At 28.1% G+C, this 21662-nt stretch carries 19 protein-coding genes, 1 pseudogene and 3 other annotated features; of the genes and pseudogenes, 5 read left to right on the plus strand and 15 right to left on the minus strand.

The genetic code is table 11. The annotated features are described in order from the left end of the window. Positions 1 to 123: 123 nt before the first annotated feature. The gene (gene gap / locus TVTCOM_RS12180; RefSeq protein WP_434796547.1) at positions 124 to 1158 is read right to left on the minus strand and encodes a type I glyceraldehyde-3-phosphate dehydrogenase; all 1035 of its coding nucleotides are present in this window, start codon (positions 1156 to 1158) and stop codon (positions 124 to 126) included. Between the two features lie 336 nt (positions 1159 to 1494). Between gap and TVTCOM_RS12185 the strand changes: the two genes are divergently transcribed. Beyond that, the gene (locus TVTCOM_RS12185) at positions 1495 to 2103 is read left to right on the plus strand and encodes a DUF6143 family protein (protein WP_434796548.1); all 609 of its coding nucleotides are present in this window, start codon (positions 1495 to 1497) and stop codon (positions 2101 to 2103) included. A gap of 81 nt (positions 2104 to 2184) precedes the next feature. Here the strand turns inward: TVTCOM_RS12185 and TVTCOM_RS12190 are convergent, their stop codons facing one another. The 6 genes from TVTCOM_RS12190 to leuA form a co-directional block, all read right to left on the minus strand. Then, a complete protein-coding gene (locus TVTCOM_RS12190) occupies positions 2185 to 2574 on the minus strand; it encodes an FmdE family protein (RefSeq protein WP_434796549.1) in 390 nt (129 codons plus the stop codon). Between the two features lie 21 nt (positions 2575 to 2595). Next, positions 2596 to 3858: a histidinol dehydrogenase gene (hisD, locus tag TVTCOM_RS12195; RefSeq protein WP_434796550.1), complete on the minus strand. Its 1263-nt coding sequence runs from the start codon at positions 3856 to 3858 to the stop codon at positions 2596 to 2598. Between the two features lie 205 nt (positions 3859 to 4063). After that, complete coding sequence (leuB, locus tag TVTCOM_RS12200; protein WP_434796551.1) at positions 4064 to 5134, minus strand: 3-isopropylmalate dehydrogenase; 1071 nt, start codon at positions 5132 to 5134, stop codon at positions 4064 to 4066. Between the two features lie 46 nt (positions 5135 to 5180). Continuing rightward, the gene (gene leuD / locus TVTCOM_RS12205) at positions 5181 to 5672 is read right to left on the minus strand and encodes a 3-isopropylmalate dehydratase small subunit (protein WP_434796552.1); all 492 of its coding nucleotides are present in this window, start codon (positions 5670 to 5672) and stop codon (positions 5181 to 5183) included. Continuing rightward, positions 5666 to 6970 (minus strand): 3-isopropylmalate dehydratase large subunit, encoded by a 1305-nt coding sequence (gene leuC / locus TVTCOM_RS12210; protein ID WP_434796553.1) that lies wholly within the window; start codon positions 6968 to 6970, stop codon positions 5666 to 5668. Before leuC ends, leuD begins: the two co-directional genes overlap by 7 nt. 13 nt (positions 6971 to 6983) lie before the next feature. Continuing rightward, the gene (leuA, locus tag TVTCOM_RS12215) at positions 6984 to 8693 is read right to left on the minus strand and encodes a 2-isopropylmalate synthase (protein WP_434796554.1); all 1710 of its coding nucleotides are present in this window, start codon (positions 8691 to 8693) and stop codon (positions 6984 to 6986) included. A gap of 146 nt (positions 8694 to 8839) precedes the next feature. After that, positions 8840 to 9059: a binding site (T-box leader), on the minus strand. 263 nt (positions 9060 to 9322) lie between these two features. Between leuA and istA the strand changes: the two are divergent. The 3 genes and pseudogenes from istA to TVTCOM_RS12230 all read left to right on the plus strand — a co-directional run bounded on the left by istA (position 9323) and on the right by TVTCOM_RS12230 (position 11787). Further along, a pseudogene (istA, locus tag TVTCOM_RS12220) lies at positions 9323 to 10543 on the plus strand (IS21 family transposase). Then, complete coding sequence (istB, locus tag TVTCOM_RS12225) at positions 10536 to 11303, plus strand: IS21-like element helper ATPase IstB (RefSeq protein ID WP_316719004.1); 768 nt, start codon at positions 10536 to 10538, stop codon at positions 11301 to 11303. Before istA ends, istB begins: the two are co-directional and overlap by 8 nt. A 121-nt stretch (positions 11304 to 11424) precedes the next feature. Beyond that, positions 11425 to 11787: a hypothetical protein gene (locus tag TVTCOM_RS12230; RefSeq protein WP_434796555.1), complete on the plus strand. Its 363-nt coding sequence runs from the start codon at positions 11425 to 11427 to the stop codon at positions 11785 to 11787. A 192-nt stretch (positions 11788 to 11979) separates the two neighbouring features. On the opposite strand, the gene TVTCOM_RS12235 is transcribed toward TVTCOM_RS12230, so the two are convergent. The 8 genes from TVTCOM_RS12235 to TVTCOM_RS12270 all read right to left on the minus strand — a co-directional run bounded on the left by TVTCOM_RS12235 (position 11980) and on the right by TVTCOM_RS12270 (position 20178). Further along, on the minus strand, positions 11980 to 13185 hold the full coding sequence (locus TVTCOM_RS12235; protein WP_434796556.1) for a homoserine dehydrogenase: 1206 nt from the start codon (positions 13183 to 13185) through the stop codon (positions 11980 to 11982). A gap of 72 nt (positions 13186 to 13257) precedes the next feature. Then, positions 13258 to 13485 (minus strand) — a binding site (T-box leader). A gap of 42 nt (positions 13486 to 13527) precedes the next feature. After that, positions 13528 to 13749 (minus strand) — a binding site (T-box leader). 112 nt (positions 13750 to 13861) lie between these two features. Next, positions 13862 to 14707, minus strand: a complete 846-nt coding sequence (locus TVTCOM_RS12240; RefSeq protein ID WP_434796557.1) for a YihY/virulence factor BrkB family protein — start codon at positions 14705 to 14707, stop codon at positions 13862 to 13864. A 25-nt stretch (positions 14708 to 14732) separates the two neighbouring features. After that, a complete protein-coding gene (locus TVTCOM_RS12245) occupies positions 14733 to 15011 on the minus strand; it encodes a hypothetical protein (RefSeq protein ID WP_434796558.1) in 279 nt (92 codons plus the stop codon). A gap of 181 nt (positions 15012 to 15192) precedes the next feature. Then, positions 15193 to 16890 (minus strand): phospho-sugar mutase, encoded by a 1698-nt coding sequence (locus TVTCOM_RS12250; RefSeq protein ID WP_434796559.1) that lies wholly within the window; start codon positions 16888 to 16890, stop codon positions 15193 to 15195. A gap of 176 nt (positions 16891 to 17066) precedes the next feature. Beyond that, positions 17067 to 17900, minus strand: a complete 834-nt coding sequence (locus TVTCOM_RS12255; RefSeq protein WP_434796560.1) for a 3D domain-containing protein — start codon at positions 17898 to 17900, stop codon at positions 17067 to 17069. A gap of 203 nt (positions 17901 to 18103) precedes the next feature. Then, positions 18104 to 18268, minus strand: coding sequence for a hypothetical protein (locus TVTCOM_RS12260; RefSeq protein WP_434796561.1), 165 nt, complete (start codon positions 18266 to 18268; stop codon positions 18104 to 18106). 23 nt (positions 18269 to 18291) lie between these two features. Next, a complete protein-coding gene (locus tag TVTCOM_RS12265; protein ID WP_434796562.1) occupies positions 18292 to 19248 on the minus strand; it encodes an alpha/beta hydrolase in 957 nt (318 codons plus the stop codon). 747 nt (positions 19249 to 19995) lie between these two features. After that, positions 19996 to 20178, minus strand: a complete 183-nt coding sequence (locus tag TVTCOM_RS12270; protein WP_434796563.1) for a (2Fe-2S)-binding protein — start codon at positions 20176 to 20178, stop codon at positions 19996 to 19998. A gap of 193 nt (positions 20179 to 20371) precedes the next feature. Here TVTCOM_RS12270 and TVTCOM_RS12275 point away from each other — a divergent pair, with 193 nt between their 5' ends. Beyond that, positions 20372 to 21481 (plus strand): DUF362 domain-containing protein, encoded by a 1110-nt coding sequence (locus tag TVTCOM_RS12275; protein ID WP_434796564.1) that lies wholly within the window; start codon positions 20372 to 20374, stop codon positions 21479 to 21481. The last annotated feature ends 181 nt before the right edge of the window (positions 21482 to 21662 follow it).

Consider the following 21662-nt stretch of genomic DNA (forward strand, 5'->3'; position numbering starts at 1 on the left):
ACCCCTTTTTAAAATATATTTTAGAATCCTTACTTGATCGGTTAAAGTAAGGATTTTTTTATTTCCAATTTTTCATAAAAAAAGACATCTATATACAGATGTCTTTTATAACTTATTTAATTTTTAAATATTAGCCTCTAAAGCTTTCATTTTATTAGCAACAAAATTAACTAAGTCCACTGTTCTTGAAGAGTATCCCCACTCATTATCATACCACGAAACAACTTTAAACATTCTACTTCCCATTGCCATAGTTGATAATCCATCTACTATTGATGAACGTGCATCTCCTCTATAATCTATTGAAACTAATGGCTCTTCACTATATCCTAGAATTCCCTTCATTTCATTTTCTGATGCTTTTTTAAATGCTGCATTTATTTCTTCAACAGTAGCATCTTTCTTTAATACACAAACTAAGTCTACAAGTGAAACAGTTGGTGTTGGAACTCTTACAGCAAATCCATTTAATTTTCCTTCTAATTGTGGTAAAACTTTAGCAACTGCTTTTGCAGCCCCCGTTGTCGTAGGTATCATTGATTCTCCAGCAGCTCGTGCTCTTCTTAAATCCTTATGTGTTTTGTCTAAAATTCTTTGGTCATTTGTGTAGGCATGTATAGTAGTCATTAGTCCTTCTTCTATTCCAAATTCTTGGTCTAACACTTTTGCAAATGGTGCTAAACAGTTAGTTGTACAAGAGGCATTTGATATTATATTATGAATATTTTCATCATATTCATTTTCATTTACACCCATAACAATAGTCTTGTCTTCATTTTTTCCAGGTGCAGTTATTATAACTTTTTTTGCTCCAGCTTCAATATGTTTCATGCAATCTTCTTTTTTTACAAACTTACCTGTAGATTCTATTACTAAGTCTACTCCTAATTCATTCCATGGAATTTGACTTGGGTCACCATATCTAAGTATTTTTATCTCATTGTTGTTTATAAGCATTGTTTCTTCATCTTTAACTTCTACTTCACCTTTAAATATTCCATAACAAGAATCATATTTAAATAAATGTGCTAAAGTGTCTGCTTCTGCTCTTGCATTTATAGCCACTATTTCAAAGCTATCTTTTGGCATTTCTTCTACTATTCTAAGCACATTTCTACCTATTCTACCAAAACCGTTAATTCCTACTCTTATTTTCAAGTTTATTCCTCCCACATATCATTTATAATTATTTAGGGTACTCTATATATTTATTTTCATCTCTTTTTTCTTTAGCTTTCTAAAGAAATATAAAATCAACATTAATATAATGTATATTAAATATGTTATTTTTCGATAAATAGTTTATTTAGTGTGTTATATTTGCAACATATAGTGTACACTACATATTTATAGTACACCATTTTATATACAATTTCAATATTTTTTTAATTATTTGTATACAATAAATATTGCAAAACGTCATCATTTATAAATATTCATAGTTTTTTATATTAATTCATATACTCTTTTAAGATAGTAATAGGAGTGATGAAAATGAAAATAAGTCAAAATCAATATATAAATAAATCTAAGTCACCGAAAAATATTAATAACTCAGAAATACCATCGACAATTAACTATTCTTGCGATATTTCAAATGGATATATTCAAACTAAAAACTTATCATTATTTAATGGAGTTAGTGAAGAAATGGATTGTGGTGGAAATAGCACCTTTGATTGTGCTTATTTTTTATTATCTAATCCTAAAAGATCAAATGTAAATATTTATGTTAAAAGTTCTATAATTTCCAATTTATCCTCAAGCCCTGTTATATCTAAAATATATTACTGCGTGGAAGATGTCATTGGAAATCTAGAAAGTTCAATTAATACAACTATAATGAATTCAAATTCCTGCGGAAGCATGCCTACCGCCAAGATATTTTTCGGTAATGATATTGAAAAAATTTATGGTATTTATGGTCAAAACTTAATTATACCTCCTTATAATATGCATATTTCCAATGAAAATGGTGGCGTGGTTATTTCTCCTGGGTTTAGTTATCTATTTGAAATTAGACCTGTTAAAGAAGAAATAACTTCAAACTTTGTCATGTCATTTTCATGGTGGGAAGAGCCCTTATCCTCTTTGTTGGACTAGACAATTTTATAATTATATTATCAGTCGAATAAAAAAAATCCTTTCTCTACAATGATATCATTGTAACGAAAGGATTTTTAATTATAAGCTATATTTTACTTCAGAAAAATCAAATAATTTGTCTATATTTTCATTTAAAATATATTTTATATACTCATCTTTTGAATCAGCGTTATTTTTCCCTTTATAAATAATCCTTAAACTATCATTATTATTAACGTTAAAAATATTAAAAGCTAATTCTTCACTTTCTTTATAAAACAAGTTCTTTTTATCATAATCGCATCCAAAAACATACTTTATTCCATCCAATGGACAAGTATCATTTTCAGTTATACATATAATTTCATCTTTCTTTGGCTTTATATTCATTTTGCTTATTATTGCTTCACAAGCTTTTACCCCAATAGCTAATCCTGGACATTCATGACCATGAAACCTAACAGCTTCTTCCCATAATAAACTTTTCATACTTCCTCCTAGATTTATATATTATTTAATTCTTACTTTAGCCGCATTTGCATGAGCATATAATCCTTCTTCAACAGCTAAATCATACGCTACTGGTGCTAACAAATCTATTGCTTTTTGACTTAACCTTTGAGTCGTACATGTCTTTATAAATGTTCCAACCCACACTCCACCTGTATATCTAGATGCTCTAAGAGTTGGTAGCGTATGATTTGTTCCTGAAACATAATCACCAAAAACTTCCGCTGATAAGCCTCCTACAAATAAAGATCCATAATTTATTAATTTATCAATTATTTCGTCTTCATTTCTTAAGCTTATTTCTAAATGTTCTGGTGCATATTTATTACTTAGCTTAACTGCTTCATCTAAAGTATCTACGTATATTATTTCTCCATTGTTTGTCCAAGATGATGCTGCTATATCTCTTGTAGGAAGATCTTTCAAAATTTCATCTACTTTTTTACAAACTTTTTCTCCTAATTTTTTATCTGTAGTAATTAAAATACCCCTAGCACTATAATCATGTTCACATTGTGCTAAAACATCTGCTGCAATATAATCAGCATTTGCAGTTTCATCTGCTATAATTAAAACTTCGCTAGGTCCTGCCACAAAATCTATTCCCACATTTCCATAGCATTGTCTTTTAGCTTCTGTTACATATTTGTTTCCTGGTCCCACAATGATATCTACTGGCTTAATGATTTCTGTTCCATATGTAAAGGCTCCTATTGCTTGAACTCCTCCCACAGCATATATTTCATCTGCTCCTGCTATATCCATGGCAACCAAAGTTTTTGGATTGATATATTTACTATTTCTCATAGTTGGTGAACAAGCACAAACCCTTTTAACTCCTGCAATTTTAGCTGGAATAATTAACATTAATGCCGTAGAAAAAAGAGGATATCCTCCTCCTGGCACATAAGCTAAGGCTGATTCTATAGGTATATGTTTTTGACCAAGTATTACTCCAGGATAAATTTCTCTTTCAAAGTTATTTTCAAAACTTTCTTTTTGCGCTTTTGCAAATTCTTCAATATTTTTTGCTGCGATTTTAATATCTTCAATAAATTTAATATCTACTTGTTTATATGCCTTTACTATTTCATCTCTAGTCACTCTATAATTTAATCTTGGATTTTTATCGAATTGAAAATTATATTTTCTTACTCCAATATCTTTATTAAGCTTTATATCATTTAATATTTCTCTCACTTGTATTTTTACTGCTTTTTCAGTTTCAACATTTTTAAATTGAGATTTTTTTAAGACTTCCATATTTACTCCTCCCATGATAACTGTACAATAAATCAAATATTCCCCTATTTTATTCTATATAAAAATAATCCTATCTATTTACACACTAGATGTCAACAATAATGTAGCAATATAATTTATTATTTTATAAATAATCAAATACAAATAAAACACCTTCACACTTATTCAATATTAATAAGTTCAAGGGTGCTTTATTTTAAATTATTTATATTCTATTAGTTATTAAATCTCCCATTTCTTTCGTTCCTATAACATTTCCTTTTCCATTATATATATCTCTAGTTCTATATCCCTCATTAAGTACTTTTGTAACAGCATCTTCTATTTCTTTTGCTTCTTTTTCTAAAGAAAATGAGTATCTAAGCATCATAGCTACTGATAATATTGTAGCTATTGGATTTGCCATATTTTTATGCGCAATATCTGGAGCACTTCCATGTATTGGTTCGTACATACCAAATTTATCATCTCTAAGTGATGCTGAAGGTAACATTCCTATAGATCCCGTTATAATCGAAGCTTCATCTGAAATAATATCTCCAAATATGTTGTTTGTAACTATTGTGTCAAATTGACTAGGGTCTTTTATTAACTGCATTGCCGCATTATCTACATACATAAAGTTAAGTTCTACATCTTCGTATTCTTTACTTAACTCATTAATTATTTTTCTCCAAAGTTTAGAACTATCAAGAACATTAGCTTTATCTACACAAGTTAATTTTTTATTTCTAATTCTTGCAGTTTCAAAAGCTTTTTTTCCTATTCTTCTTATTTCATTTTCATCATATTTTTCAACATCATAAGCCACTTCTATATTATCTATTACTTCTGTTTTTCTCTCTCCAAAGTAAATACCACCAGTAAGTTCCCTAACTACAATAAAATCTACTCCCTTATCTACTATATCACTTCTTAGAGGTGATGATTCTTTTATGCTTTCGTGCATAGTTGCTGGTCTTAAGTTTACAAATAAGTTAAGTCCTGATCTTAGAGCTAAAAGTCCTTTTTCTGGTCTTATAGAAGGATCAATATTATCCCAAGCAGGTCCTCCCACAGCTCCAAGCAATACTGCATCGCTTTTTTTGCATTGGTCTAAAGTTTCTTTTGGTAGTGGATTACCCACTTTATCTATGGCAGCTCCTCCACCTAAAACTTCAGTAATTTTGAAATTATGATTGTATTTTTCACCTATTTTATTTAAAACTTTTATTCCTTCATCTACAATTTCTGGCCCTACACCATCGCCTTTTATTACTGCTATTTTATAGTCCATTATGTTTTCCCCCATTTTTCTATCTACTTAATCTATACTTTTTTATTTACATTTTATTTTTTTCAACGGACTTAATTAATCCACCATTTGAAATTATATTTTGCATAAACTCTGGAAAAGGTTCAGCTTTATACTCTTCATTTTTGCTTATATTTTTTATAATTCCACTTCTAAAATCTATTTCTAATTTATCTCCTTCTTCAATTTTATTTGCCGCTTCTTCGCACTCTAAAATTGGAAGTCCTATATTTATGGCATTTCTATAAAAAATTCTTGCAAATGTAGAAGCTATAACACAAGATACACCACTTTCTCTTATTGCAATTGGAGCGTGTTCTCTTGAAGAACCACATCCGAAGTTCTTATTGGCAACAATTATATCTCCTTCATTTACTTTTTTAGCAAAATCTTTATCTATATCTTCCATACAATGTGATGCTAACTCCTTCATATCAGGTGTATTTAAATATCTTGCTGGTATTATTACATCTGTATCTATATTATCTCCATACTTAAAAACTTTTCCACTTGCTAGCATATTACTTCCTCCCCTGTTTCTTCACATATTTCCTCTGGCGATGATATTTTTCCACTTATAGCAGATGCTGCTGCTACTGCTGGACTTGCTAAATAAATTTCAGAGTCTACATGACCCATTCTTCCCACAAAATTTCTGTTTGTAGTTGATACCGCTCTTTCACCTTCTGCTAATATTCCCATATGACCTCCAAGACATGGACCACAAGTTGGAGTTGATATGGCTGCTCCTGCTTTAACAAGTTCAGATATATAGCCTTTTTCTATTGCGTCTAAGTAAATGCTTTGAGTCCCAGGGAACACTATACATCTCACATCTTTTGATACTTTTTTCCCTTTCATTACTTCTGCCGCTATTTTTAAGTCATTTATTCTACCATTTGTACAAGAACCTATTACTACTTGATCAATTTTTATATCTTGTGTAATTTCATCTGTAGTTTTTGTATTTTCAGGTAGATGAGGAAAGGCTACTGTTGGTTTTAATGAACTTAAATCTATTTCTATCACACTATCATAATCTGCATCTTCATCAGCTTTAAAAATTTGAGTATTTTTTTCTATAGTATCGCAGGGATGTGATTTTATATATTCTAAAGTAAATTCATCCACTGGGAATATACCATTTTTAGCACCAGCTTCTATGGCCATATTACAGATAGTAAATCTATCATCCATAGTTAAATATTTTACGCCATCTCCCACAAATTCCATAGACATATATCTTGCTCCATCTACTCCTATTTTACCTATTATGTGCAAGATAATATCTTTTCCACTTATCCATTTGCTTGGTTTATTTTTTAATATAAATTTTATAGCTCCTGGAACTTTGAACCATGACTTTCCTGTTGCCATACCTGCTGCCATATCTGTAGAACCTATACCAGTAGAAAATGCTCCAAGTGCACCATAGGTACATGTATGTGAATCAGCTCCAATAACCACATCTCCTGCTGTTACTAATCCTTTCTCAGGTAGTAGACAATGTTCTATTCCCATGTCTCCTACATCAAAATAATTCTTTATATTTTTACAATTAGCAAAATTTCTTGCTACCTTACATTGCTGAGCACTTTTTATATCTTTGTTTGGTGTAAAATGATCAAGTACTATAGTCACTTTACTATTATCAAAAACTTCATTTATATTTAACTTATCAAACTCTCTTATGGCAACAGGAGTTGTTATATCATTTCCAAGAACTAAGTCTAAGTTAGCTTCTATTAATTGTCCTTTTTTAACTTCTTTCAAATTAGCATGTGCTGCTAATATTTTTTGTGTCATTGTCATCCCCATATTTTCAATCCCCCTATATTATCATTTTCATGTAACTTTTATTAATTGCATTCATTAGTGCATTTATAGCTGCTGTGTTTATATTCTCTGAAATTCCTACGCCAAAGTATGGCTCCCCATCCTCTTCTATTTCCACATAAGCCACACCTTTAGCATGAGAGCCATCACTTAGAGCATGCTCATGATAATTTTTAAAACTATAATTTTTTAATTCTCTTTGTCTTAAAGCATTATTGAATGCATCTATTGGTCCATTACCTTCACCTTTAATTACATAATCTTCACCTTCAAAATTTATTATTGCTTCTAGTTCTAATATATTGTTTTCTGCACAGTTTTTAATATCATACACATCTGAGTTTACTGAGTTAATTCTATATTTTTTAAGTTTATATGGTGTAGCAATATCTATATACCACTCATTAAATAAATCGTAAATTTCCTTAGGTGACAATTCTTTTCCTCTCTTATCTGATGCTTGCTTAACCACTCGACCAAAATACTTATGCATATTTTTAGGAATATTAAACCCAAATTCATTTTCCATAATGTATATTGCCCCACCTTTGCCTGATTGAGAGTTAATTCTTATAATTTCTGTATATTCTCTTCCTAAATCATGAGGGTCAATAGGTAAGTAAGGTACTTCCCATTCATATTCATTTCTTTCTTCTCTTGCTCTCATACCTTTTCTTATGGCATCTTGATGAGACCCAGAAAAAGCGCAGAATACTAAGTCTCCAGCATAAGGATGTCTCACGTGAACATCAAGCTTCGTACATTTTTTATAAATATCTGTTATGTCCGAAATATTACTGAAACTAAGTTTAGGATCTACACCATTTGAATACATATTCATGGCAGCTGTTATAATATCTAAATTTCCCGTTCTCTCACCATTCCCAAATAAAGTACCTTCAATTCTATCAGCTCCAGCTAAAAGTCCTAACTCACAAGCTGCCACTGAAGTCCCCCTATCATTGTGTGGATGTAGACTTATAATTACACATTCTCTATTTTTTACAGTTTTACTAAACCATTCAATTTGATCAGCATAAAGATTTGGCGTTGTCATTTCTACTGTGGAAGGTAAGTTTATAATCATTTTATTTTCTGGAGTAGGTTTCCAAACATCCATAACGGCTTCACAAATTTCTAGGGCATAATCCATTTCAGTTCCTGTAAAACTCTCTGGTGAATATTCATATTGGAATGAAGTCTCTGAATATTTTTTTGCTTCTCTATTAAAAATTTCTGCTCCTTCAATTGCTATATCTATAATCTCTCTCTTACTTTTATTAAATACCACATCTCTTTGAAGTGTAGATGTGGAATTATATAAATGAACAATTGCTTTTTTACATCCTTTTAAAGCTTCAAAAGTTTTTACAATTAAATGTTCTCTTGACTGTGTTAGTACTTGAACTGTTACATCATTTGGGATTAAATCTTCATCTATTAATTTTCTCAAAAAATCGTATTCTGTCTTAGAAGCTGAAGGAAATCCTATTTCAATCTCTTTAAATCCAACTTCAATTAACATATTAAACATTTCAATTTTTTCAGATACGCTCATTGGAATTGGTAATGATTGATTACCATCTCTTAAATCCACAGAACACCAAATTGGTGCCTTATTTATTTCATTATCTGGCCATTGTCTATTCTTAAAGTTTTTCGGCTGAAAATTTATTTTTTTATATTTTTTGCAATCAAAATTCATAAAAAACTCCTCCTTATTTTTAAATGAAACTCCACTATTTTTTAATTATTTTCCAAATTTAATTTTGCACATTGTATTCAATATGAAATTGTACTTTTTATAAGTTTTTTAAATATTTCTAGAAATAAAAAAACCTCGTCTCTATATTTAGAGACGAGGTTTAACTCTCGCGGTACCACTCTATTTAACTTAAATAAGTTCCCTTTACAATAATCCTAAGGATTATTTATCTTATAACGTAGATCTACGGTTTACTTTTGGTAAACAGCTCCTAGACAAGTTCAGAAAAATCCGCTGCCAAATTCCACCAAACTTTGGCTCTCTGTAAACTTCAAAATTCTTACTACTCCTATTCTTAGCTTTCAAATTATTTAACTTATTAGTAATAATATACTAGAGTTAAACCTACGTCAATATATTTTTTAGAATTTTCTAAATATTTTATAAATAACTCATATTTTAATTTCAAAAAAACTTCTCAATTCTTGCATTTATTTATATTTAAGGTAATTAATATTATTTCTATTTAATATGTAAATGATACTATATAGATGTACATAAAATGGAATATAAAAATGTACAAAATTATACAAATTTCTGCTATCCTTATCCCGGGAGGGATAGCCATGATTTTAAATTTAATAGGACAAATTAATATAATTAAATCAATGAATTTTAAACCAAATTACTCTGAATTAGCCAGAGAGCATGGAATTGATAGAAGAACAGTGAAAAAATACTATGATGGATATGAAGGTAAACCACAAACTAGAAATAAATCTAGCAAATTAGATCAATACTTAGAAGAAATCAAATTAAAACTTTCAATAAAAGGAATTACAGCAAAGGCTGTATACGAATATTTTTTAGACAAGAATTATGACATTGGATCTTATTCAAATTTTATCAAATATATCAAATCAAAAAATTTAAAACCAACTAAAAAAATAAAAGGACATCCTAGATTTGAAACTCCACCTGGAAAACAAGCGCAAGTAGATTGGAAAGAAGATTTAAAATTAGTATCAAAAAATAATGAAGAATTTATAATAAATGTATTTAACTATAAACTTGGAAATTCTAGATACTGCCATTTTGAATATAGAAATACAAAAACTCAGCAAGATGTATTTGAGTGCCTAATATCATCATTTAAAGCTACCGGAGGTATCCCTTCAGAAATTTTATTTGATAATATGAGTACAGTTGTTGATATTACGGGTAATAAAAGAAAAATTAATAATAAAATGAAAGCATTCGCTTCAGACTTTGGTTTTAATATTAGCCTTTGTAAGCCCCGCCATTCTTATACGAAGGGAAAAGTAGAGTCAGCAAATAAGTTTATTGAATGGTTACTTGCATATAATTATGAATTTGAAACTGAAGAAGATTTAATTCAAATATTAAAAAATATAAATAAAAAAGTAAATCAATCAGCAAACCAGACAACAGGGCTACCGCCTATACTTTTATTTCAAAAAGAAAAGGAATACTTACAGCCTTTACCTAGTAATTCAATAATTGAATCATATATAAACCAAAGGTTGACCGCCAACGTTCATAAAGATTCTCTGATAAATTACAAGAATAGCAAGTATTCCGTCCCTAGCAAATATATAAATAAAACTGTAACTTTGAAAGTTATTGATAACAAGTTACATATATATTTTAGCACAGATTTAATAGCTATTCATGACATAACAAATAAAAAAATGAATTATAATGAAGAGCATTATAAATAATTAATATCTCCGTATATAAAAAATTCTAACGACATTGATGATATTGCAAGGGATAATTTAAACCAACTAGATTATTTACTTAATGTTAATGGAGGAGAATATGAGTAATTATGTAAAACTACTTAATAATCTTGAAGAATTGTCACTAAATAATATAAAACTTAATTTAGATAAGTATATTGAAATGATTAATAGTCATGAAAAAAGTTTAGTAGATGCACTTTATGAATTAAGCAATCTAGAAATAAACTCCAAACAAGAAAGAGCTAAAACAGCTTGTGTAAAAGTTGCAAACTTTCCATTTATTAAAACTCTAGAAGACTTTGATTTCACATTTCAACCAGCAGTAAATAAACAAGAAATTTTAGATTTAGCTACGCTTAGATTCATAGAGAATAATGAAAATATATTATTTGTAGGAACATCCGGAGTTGGCAAGACACATCTTGCTACCTCCATTGGAATCAAAAGTGCCACAAATAGATACTCTACATATTTTATACCTTTTCAAGAATTGATTCAACAGCTTAAAAGGGCGTTAGCTGAGAATAGATTAGACGCTAGGCTTAAACATTTTTCAAAATACAAAGTTTTAATTATTGATGAAATTGGATATTTGCCAATAGATACTGATGCTGCCAATCTGTTTTTTCAGCTAATTTCAAGAAGATATGAAAAACATTGTACTATAATAACTACTAATTCTAATTTTTCAAAATGGAGTGAAATCTTTGGATCTCCAGCTATAGCTAATGCTATTTTAGATAGGTTGCTTCATCATTCTCATATTATTTCTATAAAAGGTCCATCATATAGGTTAAAGTCTAAACTTAATTATTTAGATAGTTCTTCTTCAGGTAATTCTTAAAAGTATATTTTTTGTACATAATTATTTTCCTCTTTTTATACAAATATATATTGCAATTTACAATTTAATAATATATATAGAGGGTTGATAACACTAAATTATCATGGAAGGAGAATATCAAATGGACGACATATACAAAGAAGCTCATAAAATGGCAAAATCTATTTATGAGGAATACAAAGACGTGGACTATAAATTTCAGTTTCAATTATGTTTGTCTTACCTTTCTGATAAAAAAAATAATGAGAGAATCGAAGAAATTTTAGCTGAGGTAAAAGTAAACGAAGAAGAAGCAAGAATATTAGAAAAAGTTGAATTTTACTATAAAAACTTTTTCGACAGTGAAGAAAATCTTAAGTTTAGACTTTGGCAAAGACAGGATAAAAGAAGAGTCTATTTATCTGCATCATATATTGTTAATAAGCCTTATATAGACTTAATAAGCAACAAATTATTTGATAAAAATGAAATAAAGAAATTTTAGTAAAAAGGTGATATCGTGCTAAAAATAGTGCGATACACTTTTTTGCTTAAAAAAAGCTGTTACATTTAATTTTAAATTATTTGTAAAACAGCTCTTCCATATTGATTATATAAAGTAAAGTCTAACACTTCTATTTTTTTATCCTCTTGTTTAGCCTAGTTATAGAAGGTATTTCTAATATTCAATTTTACTTTAACTAATTTTTAATATTTTTCTACTTTCTTTACAATATCCTTTATCCTTAATTAAACATAATATATTATTAATTTCATATTCAGATTCTGCATAAACCATAACTGCCAATTCATCAGTGTCATCAATTACGTCATATTCATCTATACAAGCATTTATAAGAGAGATTATCTCTTCTTTTTTAGGAGATTTAAATCTTAATAAAACTTGGCACTTATTATTTATAGTTTTTTCCACTTCAATTTTCTCTTTTGTAAATTGATCTATGTTGGCAATTCTATTGTCAAAAATATCTATAACATCCGCATAAACAGCACTTCCTGTAGGTTCTTTTCCTGCCCCTTTACCTACGAAAGATAATTCTCCCACAGAATCTCCATTAAATACAACGATATTATATTCATTATCTATTTGAGATAATAAGTTATTGTTATCAACAAGTACGGGTCTTACAAAGCCACTAACTTTTTCATTTTTCTTCTTACTTTGACCAACTAACTTAATTTTACATCCCATTTTTTTTGCATAGTTAATATCCTTCATATCAATTTTTGATATACCTTCTAAGTAAAAGTCTTTCCAATATACTCTACGATTGTAAGCCAAAGTTGATAAAATAGACAATTTTCTAGCTGCATCATATCCTTCCACATCTGCTTCTGGGTTAGCTTCTGCAAAACCTAATTCTTGAGCTTCTTTTAAGACTTCATCATAAGACAAACCTTCATTGTACATTTTGCTTAAAATAAAGTTTGTTGTCCCATTTAATATAGCATACATACTATCAATAGAATTACCTTCTAAAGACTCTGTTAAAGGTTTTAGAACGGGTATACCACCACCAACAGATGCCTCGAATTTAAGACTTACATTATTTTCTTTTGCTAGCTTTACAAGTTTATCCCCATATTCTGCTAGCATATCCTTATTAGCTGTAACTACATTAATTTTACTTCCTAATGCTCTTTTTATATATTCATATGAAGGATGTAAACCTCCCATTAATTCAACTAAAATATCAATATTTTCTTTAAATACATCCTCAATATTTTCAGTTATTATATTTGCATATTTAGATGATTTATATTTATTTTTATCTCTTACTAATATGCTTGATATTTCTATATTTCTTTTATTCTTATTTCCCTCAATCATTTGTACAAGACCTTTTCCCACTGTTCCGTACCCAAGTATAGCTATTTTCATGTTAAAACCTCCTTTTTACTTTACAAAAATAAATTTTACTTTTCTCAATCAAAAAAAGAGACCAATCCCTCATAAAGGGACGAGTCTCTCGCGGTTCCACCCAATTTAGCTTTATTCATAATAAAACTCACTTTAAACTTTAACGCAGCTTACGGTTAATCTTACTAAAATCAATTAGATTGCTTCAGATCACAGCTCCTAGGTAGTTTTCAATCCCTCTAATTTGAAAAGCCTTACAGCCTATGAGCTTTTCTCTCTGATAATCGAATTAGATCTACTTTTCCTATTCATCGCCTTTAAATATTAATTTGTATTTTTTAAATTAAAAAACTCGCCCTTATAAATAAGGACGAGATATATTCCCGCGGTTCCACCTAAATTGATTTAAAATCCACTTAATGCCTTAACGCAGCTTACGGTTAATCTTACTGAAATCAATTAGATTGCTTCAGATCACAGCTCCTAGGTAGTTTTCAATCTCTCTAATTTGAAAAGCCTTACAGCCTATGAGCTTTTCTCTCTGGTAATCGAATTAGATTTACTCTTCCTATTCTTCGCTTTTATAACTCTAAATTTATATTAAATTAATATTATAAGAATTATTACTAAATGTCAAGATAATTTTTAATTTATTTATCTATATAATATATTAAAAATTCTAATAAGAGATACAAATTTATCTTATTTTTCTTTTATATAGTCTGGCATTTATTTCACAACCAATTAATATAGTCCAACTACTTAAATAAACCCAGGTCATAAGTACGATAATTCCACCTAAACTTCCATAAATAATATCGTATCTTGCAAAATTATTTGAGTAAAATGAATAACAAAATGATGCTACTAACCAACATAAAGTTGACACTATAGCTCCTGGCAATACGTCTTTAAAAGACAGCTTTTTATTTGGAGTAAATCTATATAAGTTCATCAAAATAATAATTACAGTTATAATTCCCACCACGTATCTACAAAGGTTCCAAATATACATAAAATATTGATCCAAACCAATTAAATTAAATAAAAATGAACCTAATTTCTCACCAAATACTAAAAATATCATAGATGTAAAAATCAAAACAACTAACATTATTACAAATACTAAAGATATGAATAATACCTCAAAATACGGTCTAGTTTCCCTAATATTATAAGATCTATTCATACCTCTAATCAGTGATAATACCGCCCTAGACATGGTATACATTGCTAACATAAAACTTAGTATTAAAAAACTAAAACTTCTATTTTCAATGGCGGATTGCATTAATGATGATACTATATTAAAAGCACTTAATGGTAATATTTTCTTTAATAAAAATATATATTTGCTAATCTTAATTATTGGTGTATATACCACCAAACTTATTGTAAATATTAAAAAAGGAAAGAAAGATAACAATAAATAGAATGACATTTCAGCTGCTTTTGAGTTTATTTCTCTATAATTAGAGTATTCCATAAGAAATTTCATTTTTTTACTATATGTTTGGAATTTACTATTAAGTCTATTTTTCATATTATCCCTCCTATACTGTATTTTTTTATTTACTATTTTCTACCTCATCAGATATTTTATAAAAAAGCCAATTGAGACTCTCCATTCCATTATATCCTAAATTGGAGTAGTAATCTTTACTCTTTTTATTAGCATAAATAGTATCTCCTTTTTCATTACAAATAAGCATAAAACCATATTTATCATTACCAACTATACTATTGAACACCTTCAGATTTTCAATTAGTATTCTTGATTTATTTATATATATGTATAATTCAATAAAACTTTCCCCTATAACAATTAAAGACGATATATATATCATACAAACTGAAATTAATTTATCATAAAAATAGAAAATATAGACTTGGACCCTAACATAAGAATCCTAAAATATAAAATAAAAAGTAATAACTTTTGATACTCTATAATCAAAAGTTATTACTTTTTCTTTACAATATTATAAAATAAACAGAAAGTAAATATCTTATTTTAAATATTATTATTTACATTAATTTATTTAAAATTTCATTTATGCTTTTCTTTATACCAAATACCTTATTATTACAAATAACTTCATCATTACCTTTTACTGCCACATAGAACTTTAGCTTTGGTTCTGTTCCTGAAGGCCTAATAGCCACCCAAGATTCATCTTCTAATAAGTATTTCAATACGTTAGCCTTTGGTAAATTATCTATTCCCTTGGCAAAATCTTTAACTTCCAAGACTTTTTTATTGTTTATGCTTTCTAAATTATTATTTCTAAAGTAAGATATTATCTCACCTATCTTTTCTAATCCTTCTATTCCAGCTAATGTTAAAGATATAGTTTCTTCTTTAAAACATCCGTATTTTTTATATAGCTCTTGTAATCCTTCATATAAACTCATACCTTTTGAGTAATAGTATGCAGCCATCTCAGATATTAATAAAGATGCAACTACTCCGTCTTTATCCCTTGCATGAGTTCCAACTAAGTAACCATAACTTTCTTCATATCCAAATAGATAAGTCTTATCATTTTTCTCCTCAAAAGATTTTATCTTTTCACCTATAAACTTGAATCCTGTAAGCACATTCATAACTTCCACGTTATTTGCTTTAGCTATATCTGCACCAAATTCAGAAGTAACTATTGTTTTTATAAGTACAGAATTATCTTTTAATTTATCTTCTTCCTTTTGACCTTCTATTATATAATTAGTTAGCATTCCACCAATTTGATTTCCTGTAAGAAGTGCATAATCTCCAGAAGTAGTTTTTACGGCCACTCCAACTCTATCACAATCGGGATCTGTTGCTATTACTAAGTTAGCGCCTTCCTTTTTAGCAAGCTCTATTCCTCTAGTTAATGCTCTTTGATCTTCAGGATTTGGATATTCTATTCCTGCAAAGTTTGGATCTGGCATTTCTTCTTCTTTTACAATAAGAACATTTTCAAATCCAACTTCTTCTAATGCTCTTTTTACTGGCACATTTCCTGTTCCACAAAGTGGTGTATAAACTATTTTAAATTCTTTTCCTACTTTTTTAACTAATTCTTTTCTTATTACTTGTGCTTTAACTGATTCAATGAAATCAGTATCTTGTTTTTCATCTAGAATTATCACTAAATCTTTATTTTCTTCAGTTAATGTAGGTATTGTTGAGTAGTCTTCTATTGAATTTATTTCTTCAGTTATTGCATTTGATATTTCTGGCATTACTTGTGCTCCATCTTCCCAATATACTTTGTATCCATTATATTCTGGTGGGTTGTGGCTAGCAGTTATAACTATACCTGCCATTGCTTTTAAGTTTCTCACTGCGAAAGAAAGCTCTGGCGTAGTTCTTAAGCTTTTAAATATATACGCTTTTATGTTACATGCTGCTAGTGTATTGGCTACTTCTATGCAAAATTCCCTAGACATAAATCTATTATCATGAGCTATTACTACTCCTCTTTCTTGTCCTTCTTTAGTAGTATTTTTTAGTATATAATTTGCTAGACCAAAAGTAGCTCTTCTAACAGTATATATGTTTATTCTGTTTGTTCCTGCTGCAATTACCCCTCTAAGCCCAGCTGTACCAAACTCTAAATCTTTATAGAATCTATCTTCTATTTCTTTTTCGTTATCTTTTAAATTAATTAACTCTTCTCTCGTTTTTTCATCAAAGTATTTATTATCTATCCAGCTATTATATTTTCCCCTATATGTCATTTAAATTGCTCCTTTACTTTTTACTTTTTATCCATAGTCATATATGAATAATCATATGTATATTTTATCCTTATTTTTCTATTTAGTAAATATGAACCCTTAATATGTAAAATAATTTTTTCTACAAAAACTACAAAAGTATTAGATCAAGTTCTAACTTGATCTAATACTTTAATTTATCCAACAATGTAAATATCTATACTTCTTACTCCCCAATTGTAGCAAGCTGAAGAACTATTCATAAATATATCTATTCTATTTCCTTTTATTCCACCACCGCAATCTTCTGCTACAAAAGTCATATTAAATTTAGGTATATACACTTTTGTACCATAAGGTATTATTCTAGGGTCCACTGCAATAGTTCCCCATCTTGGGCGTGTTCCAGTAGCAGTGACACTATCACCACTATAAGCAGTAGCTGACACTACCATTTTATTTCCTTTAACATTAGAAGAACTTTTTTCTGTTGATAAAGTTTGTGATAAATTTACAGAACTAGCTACATAACTTGTTCCTGTTCCTTTTATAACAACCTTATTAACAGGCTCTTCTCTTATCATTTCCTTATTAACAACTCTAGATACCAATTTACCATCATGATAAATTTCTTCATATACAATTGTTTTTCTTCCTTCTTTGCCTTCTTGAGCAACTTTGGTAACTCCCTTTGACAAAGATTTATCTTTTTTAACTTCAGTTTTGTATGATATTCTTGAATGCTCACTAACAGAGATTTGTTGCACATATGTAATTTTTATATTCATATAATCCTCTAATTTGCTGTGTAAACTAGGATATACAATATCATCTTCATCATAACATATATTATTTTCACTTAATAATTCCTTTACAGTCTTACCATAAGAGTTTACAGTTGTTACCTTGCCATTAACTTGTAAAATTATTTGTTCTTTTTTTAGTAAAAAATATGATGCAAGAAGAACACAAAAAGTTAGAGTTATTAACAAACTTCTAAAAATTATATTATTTTTAAAATTATTTTTCATTTTTACTCCCCCTATAAATATTCAATATATAAAACTTAAGTATTTTTAATTTAAAACTTTAAACTGTTTATATATTTATATTTATGAAGATAGTAAAATATGTAACTAATTTGTAACTAATATTTAACTTTTAAATTCATTTTTGATAACATTTAGTAACCATCTCAGTCTTAGCTATTAATTTTTTAATATTTTGTAATTAATTATCTTGCATCTTTAACTATGTTGTAAATTCTAACGTAAGTTTCTCCAACGTCTTCTGCTGATTTAGCTTCTTCCTTTGACACTCTATAATACAATTCTGTTAACTCTATAGCCACATCCTTTGCATTTCTTTGTGAAGAACCTGTTATTTTTGTTTCTGCCATTTTTATTTCCTCCTAATCTTTTCTTAATAATAACTTTGTTTTTTATTTTCTATTTTGTCAACTATCCACTTCATTACATCTTCTTTTACTTCTTCTTTGTTAATTTCATTTAATATTTCATGTCTACCACCTTTATACAATATACATCTTACATCTTCAATTCCTGATTTTTCATATCTAATTTTTAGATTTAATAAGCCTTTTCCATTATTACCAACAGGGTCTTTATCTCCTGAAATTATTAATATTGGCAAATCTTTTCTAATTTTTACTATATTTTGTCTATTCTCTATAAATTTAAGTCCTTGTATAAAATCTTCAAAAAAGCCACAAGTACACTTAAAACCACACATCGAATCATTTATATATTTGTCTACTTCTTTTTCATCTCTACTTAACCAGTCATAATCTGTTCGGTATGGTTTAAAACCTTTATTATTTGAGCCAAAAAATAAACTATCAATAAATTCACTAACATATTTTCTTCCTTTAATCTTACAAGTAGATTTTACGATTATGTTTGCTAAATTTAGCTTTCCACCAAAGTCTCCATTTGATCCAGAAAGTATAAGTCCGTCAATTTCATCTCCGTATTTTATAGCATAATTTTGAGATGCAAAAGACCCCATACTATGACCAAATAATATTAACGGTACATCTTTATTTTCTTCTTTTATTATTTCTGTTAAAGTGTGTATATCATCTACTAAACAATCAAATCCATTTTCATTTGCTAAATAACCTGCATTTTTTAAATTTTTTGCTGTTTTACCATGTCCTCTATGGTCATTTACATAAACATGATATCCATTATCCGTTAATAGTTTGGCAAAACTTTCATATCTTTTTCCATGCTCTGCCATACCATGTGATATTTGTACTACACCTTTAACAGTTACGTTTTCATCACATTCAAACTTATATGTATATATATGTTTATTATCTATTTTAGAAGTAAAATAAAAATTACTACATATCATAGTTTTCACCCTTTCAATTAGTCTCCTAATATAAGTATAACAAATTTTTAACATATTGTATTTATCTACAAAAAAATAGCACGACATTTACTCGTGCTAGGGTGGGTTAAATTACTTAAGCTAATTTTTAATTTAATATTTAATTAACTATCTATATAATTAAATATTATAATAATCTTTTTTATAAATCAATTATATATCTTAAAGAACAATTCTCTTTTGGAATAATGAGATAAAATTTTATAGTAATATACTTCTTAAAGTCCAATATTAATTCCATAAAATTTCACAAATTCAATATTAATATAATATTTCTAATAAAAAAAATCATTTTAAAACCCCCATTTTAAAATGACTTTTTGAAAAGAATAAATTTAATTATTACAAAATCCGCACACAATTTCCCCAAAAAAGATTTTCCCTTCCCATAGGCAAACCTTTTCAACCAATTACTCAAAGTTTAAATTTAATATACCCAAACTTTCAATTGTAATAAAAATTTTCGTTTTTCTATTACAAATATTATTATAAAACATTTTTCTAATAAAAGCTAATATTTTTTTCTTATTTTAGAATAATTTTTTTTATTTCCGTAGAAATTTACTTTTAATTTATATATGATTTTTTTATTTGATCTTATTAATAAGTTATTAAATTAACAATTTTCAATATATATTTACTTTTATATGTATTATTTCTAATAATATCACAAAAATAAAGATACATTGGTATCTTTATTTTTATAAATTATTTTTTTATTTTATTTTTTATTATATCTTCCACATAAGATTTGCATCTTCCGCATCCTTTTGTCACCTTGGTTTCATCTACAACCTTTTCAAAACTATCGGCTCCATTTTTTATACTATCTTCTATTTTTTCAAAAGATACTTTTCTACAATTACATACGTTTTTATTTAAACTTTCCATATTTGACCTCCAATACATTATGACTAATTCTATTTTTATATTATTCTAATATATTTATTCCCCATATATCTAAGTGCAAACAAGCAAATTTCATCAAATTTTAAGAACTATATATTTAAATTTATGGAATTATTATTATTATAAGATTATAATATATTGAAATAACTTAATTTTCATATAGAAAGGGGAACTTATGAGCAAATCAAAAGTATATTATACTAATCTAAGAACAGACTTTAAAAATAATTTATTAGACAAATTACAAATACTAGTTACAAAAGCTGGCATAAATGGCATTGATTTTGAAAACAAGTATACTGCCATAAAAATTCACTTTGGAGAACCAGGAAATTTAGCTTACTTAAGACCTAATTTTTCTAAAGTTATTGTGGATTTAATAAAAACAAAAAATGGTAAAGTATTCTTAACAGACTGCAATACTCTTTATGTTGGTGGTAGAAAAAACGGCCTTGAGCATTTAGATTCAGCTTACACAAATGGTTATAATCCATTTACTACAGGTTGTCATATAATAATTGCTGATGGAATAAAAGGCACAGATGAGGCTCTTGTCCCTGTTGAAGGTGGACAATATGTTAAAGAAGCTAAAATAGGGCAGGCTATAATGGATGCTGATATCTTCATATCAATGAATCATTTTAAGGGACATGAATCTACAGGTTTTGGTGGAGCATTAAAAAATATAGGTATGGGGTGTGGATCTCGTGCTGGTAAAATGGAAATGCATAGTAGCGGAAAACCTTTTGTAAAGGCTAAAAAATGTGTTGGATGTAGAGCATGCGCAAAAAATTGCGCTCACAATGCTATTTCATTTGAAGAAAACAAAAAAGCTTCTATTGACCATAATAAGTGTGTTGGATGTGGAAGATGTATTGGATCATGTAATTATGATGCTGTAAATTCACCTACTGATGAATCCAATGATATACTGAATAAAAAAATAGCAGAATATTCTAAAGCGGTGTTACAAGGTAGACCTCATTTTCATATAAGCTTTGTTATAGATGTTTCTCCAAACTGTGATTGTCATAGAGAAAATGATTTGCCTATCATTCCAGATGTGGGTATTTTTGCTTCATTTGATCCTGTTGCTTTAGATATGGCTTGTGTAGATGCTTGCAACAAACAAAGTGTAATACATGGTAGTTATTTAGATGAGCAAAAGCATCATTGTCATGACCACTTTATAAATACTCATCCTGAAACAAATTGGGAAGTTTGTATTGATCATAGTGTTAAACTTGGTATTGGAAGCAAGGAATATGAATTAATTGAAGTATAAAATTTAAATACATAAAGAGTAGTAACCTTACATTGTAATTTATTCAATAAAAGTTACTACTCTTTTTGAGAATGTCTATAGATTTGTGTAAATAGACTTATTTATTAATTGATATTACTGGAAATTACTTATTCCAGTAATATTTTTTTATTTGATTGGAATACTAATAATGGTATTTTAT

It is taken from the genome of Terrisporobacter vanillatitrophus (assembly GCF_051148895.1).
In the GTDB taxonomy this organism is placed as follows: domain Bacteria; phylum Bacillota; class Clostridia; order Peptostreptococcales; family Peptostreptococcaceae; genus Terrisporobacter; species Terrisporobacter vanillatitrophus.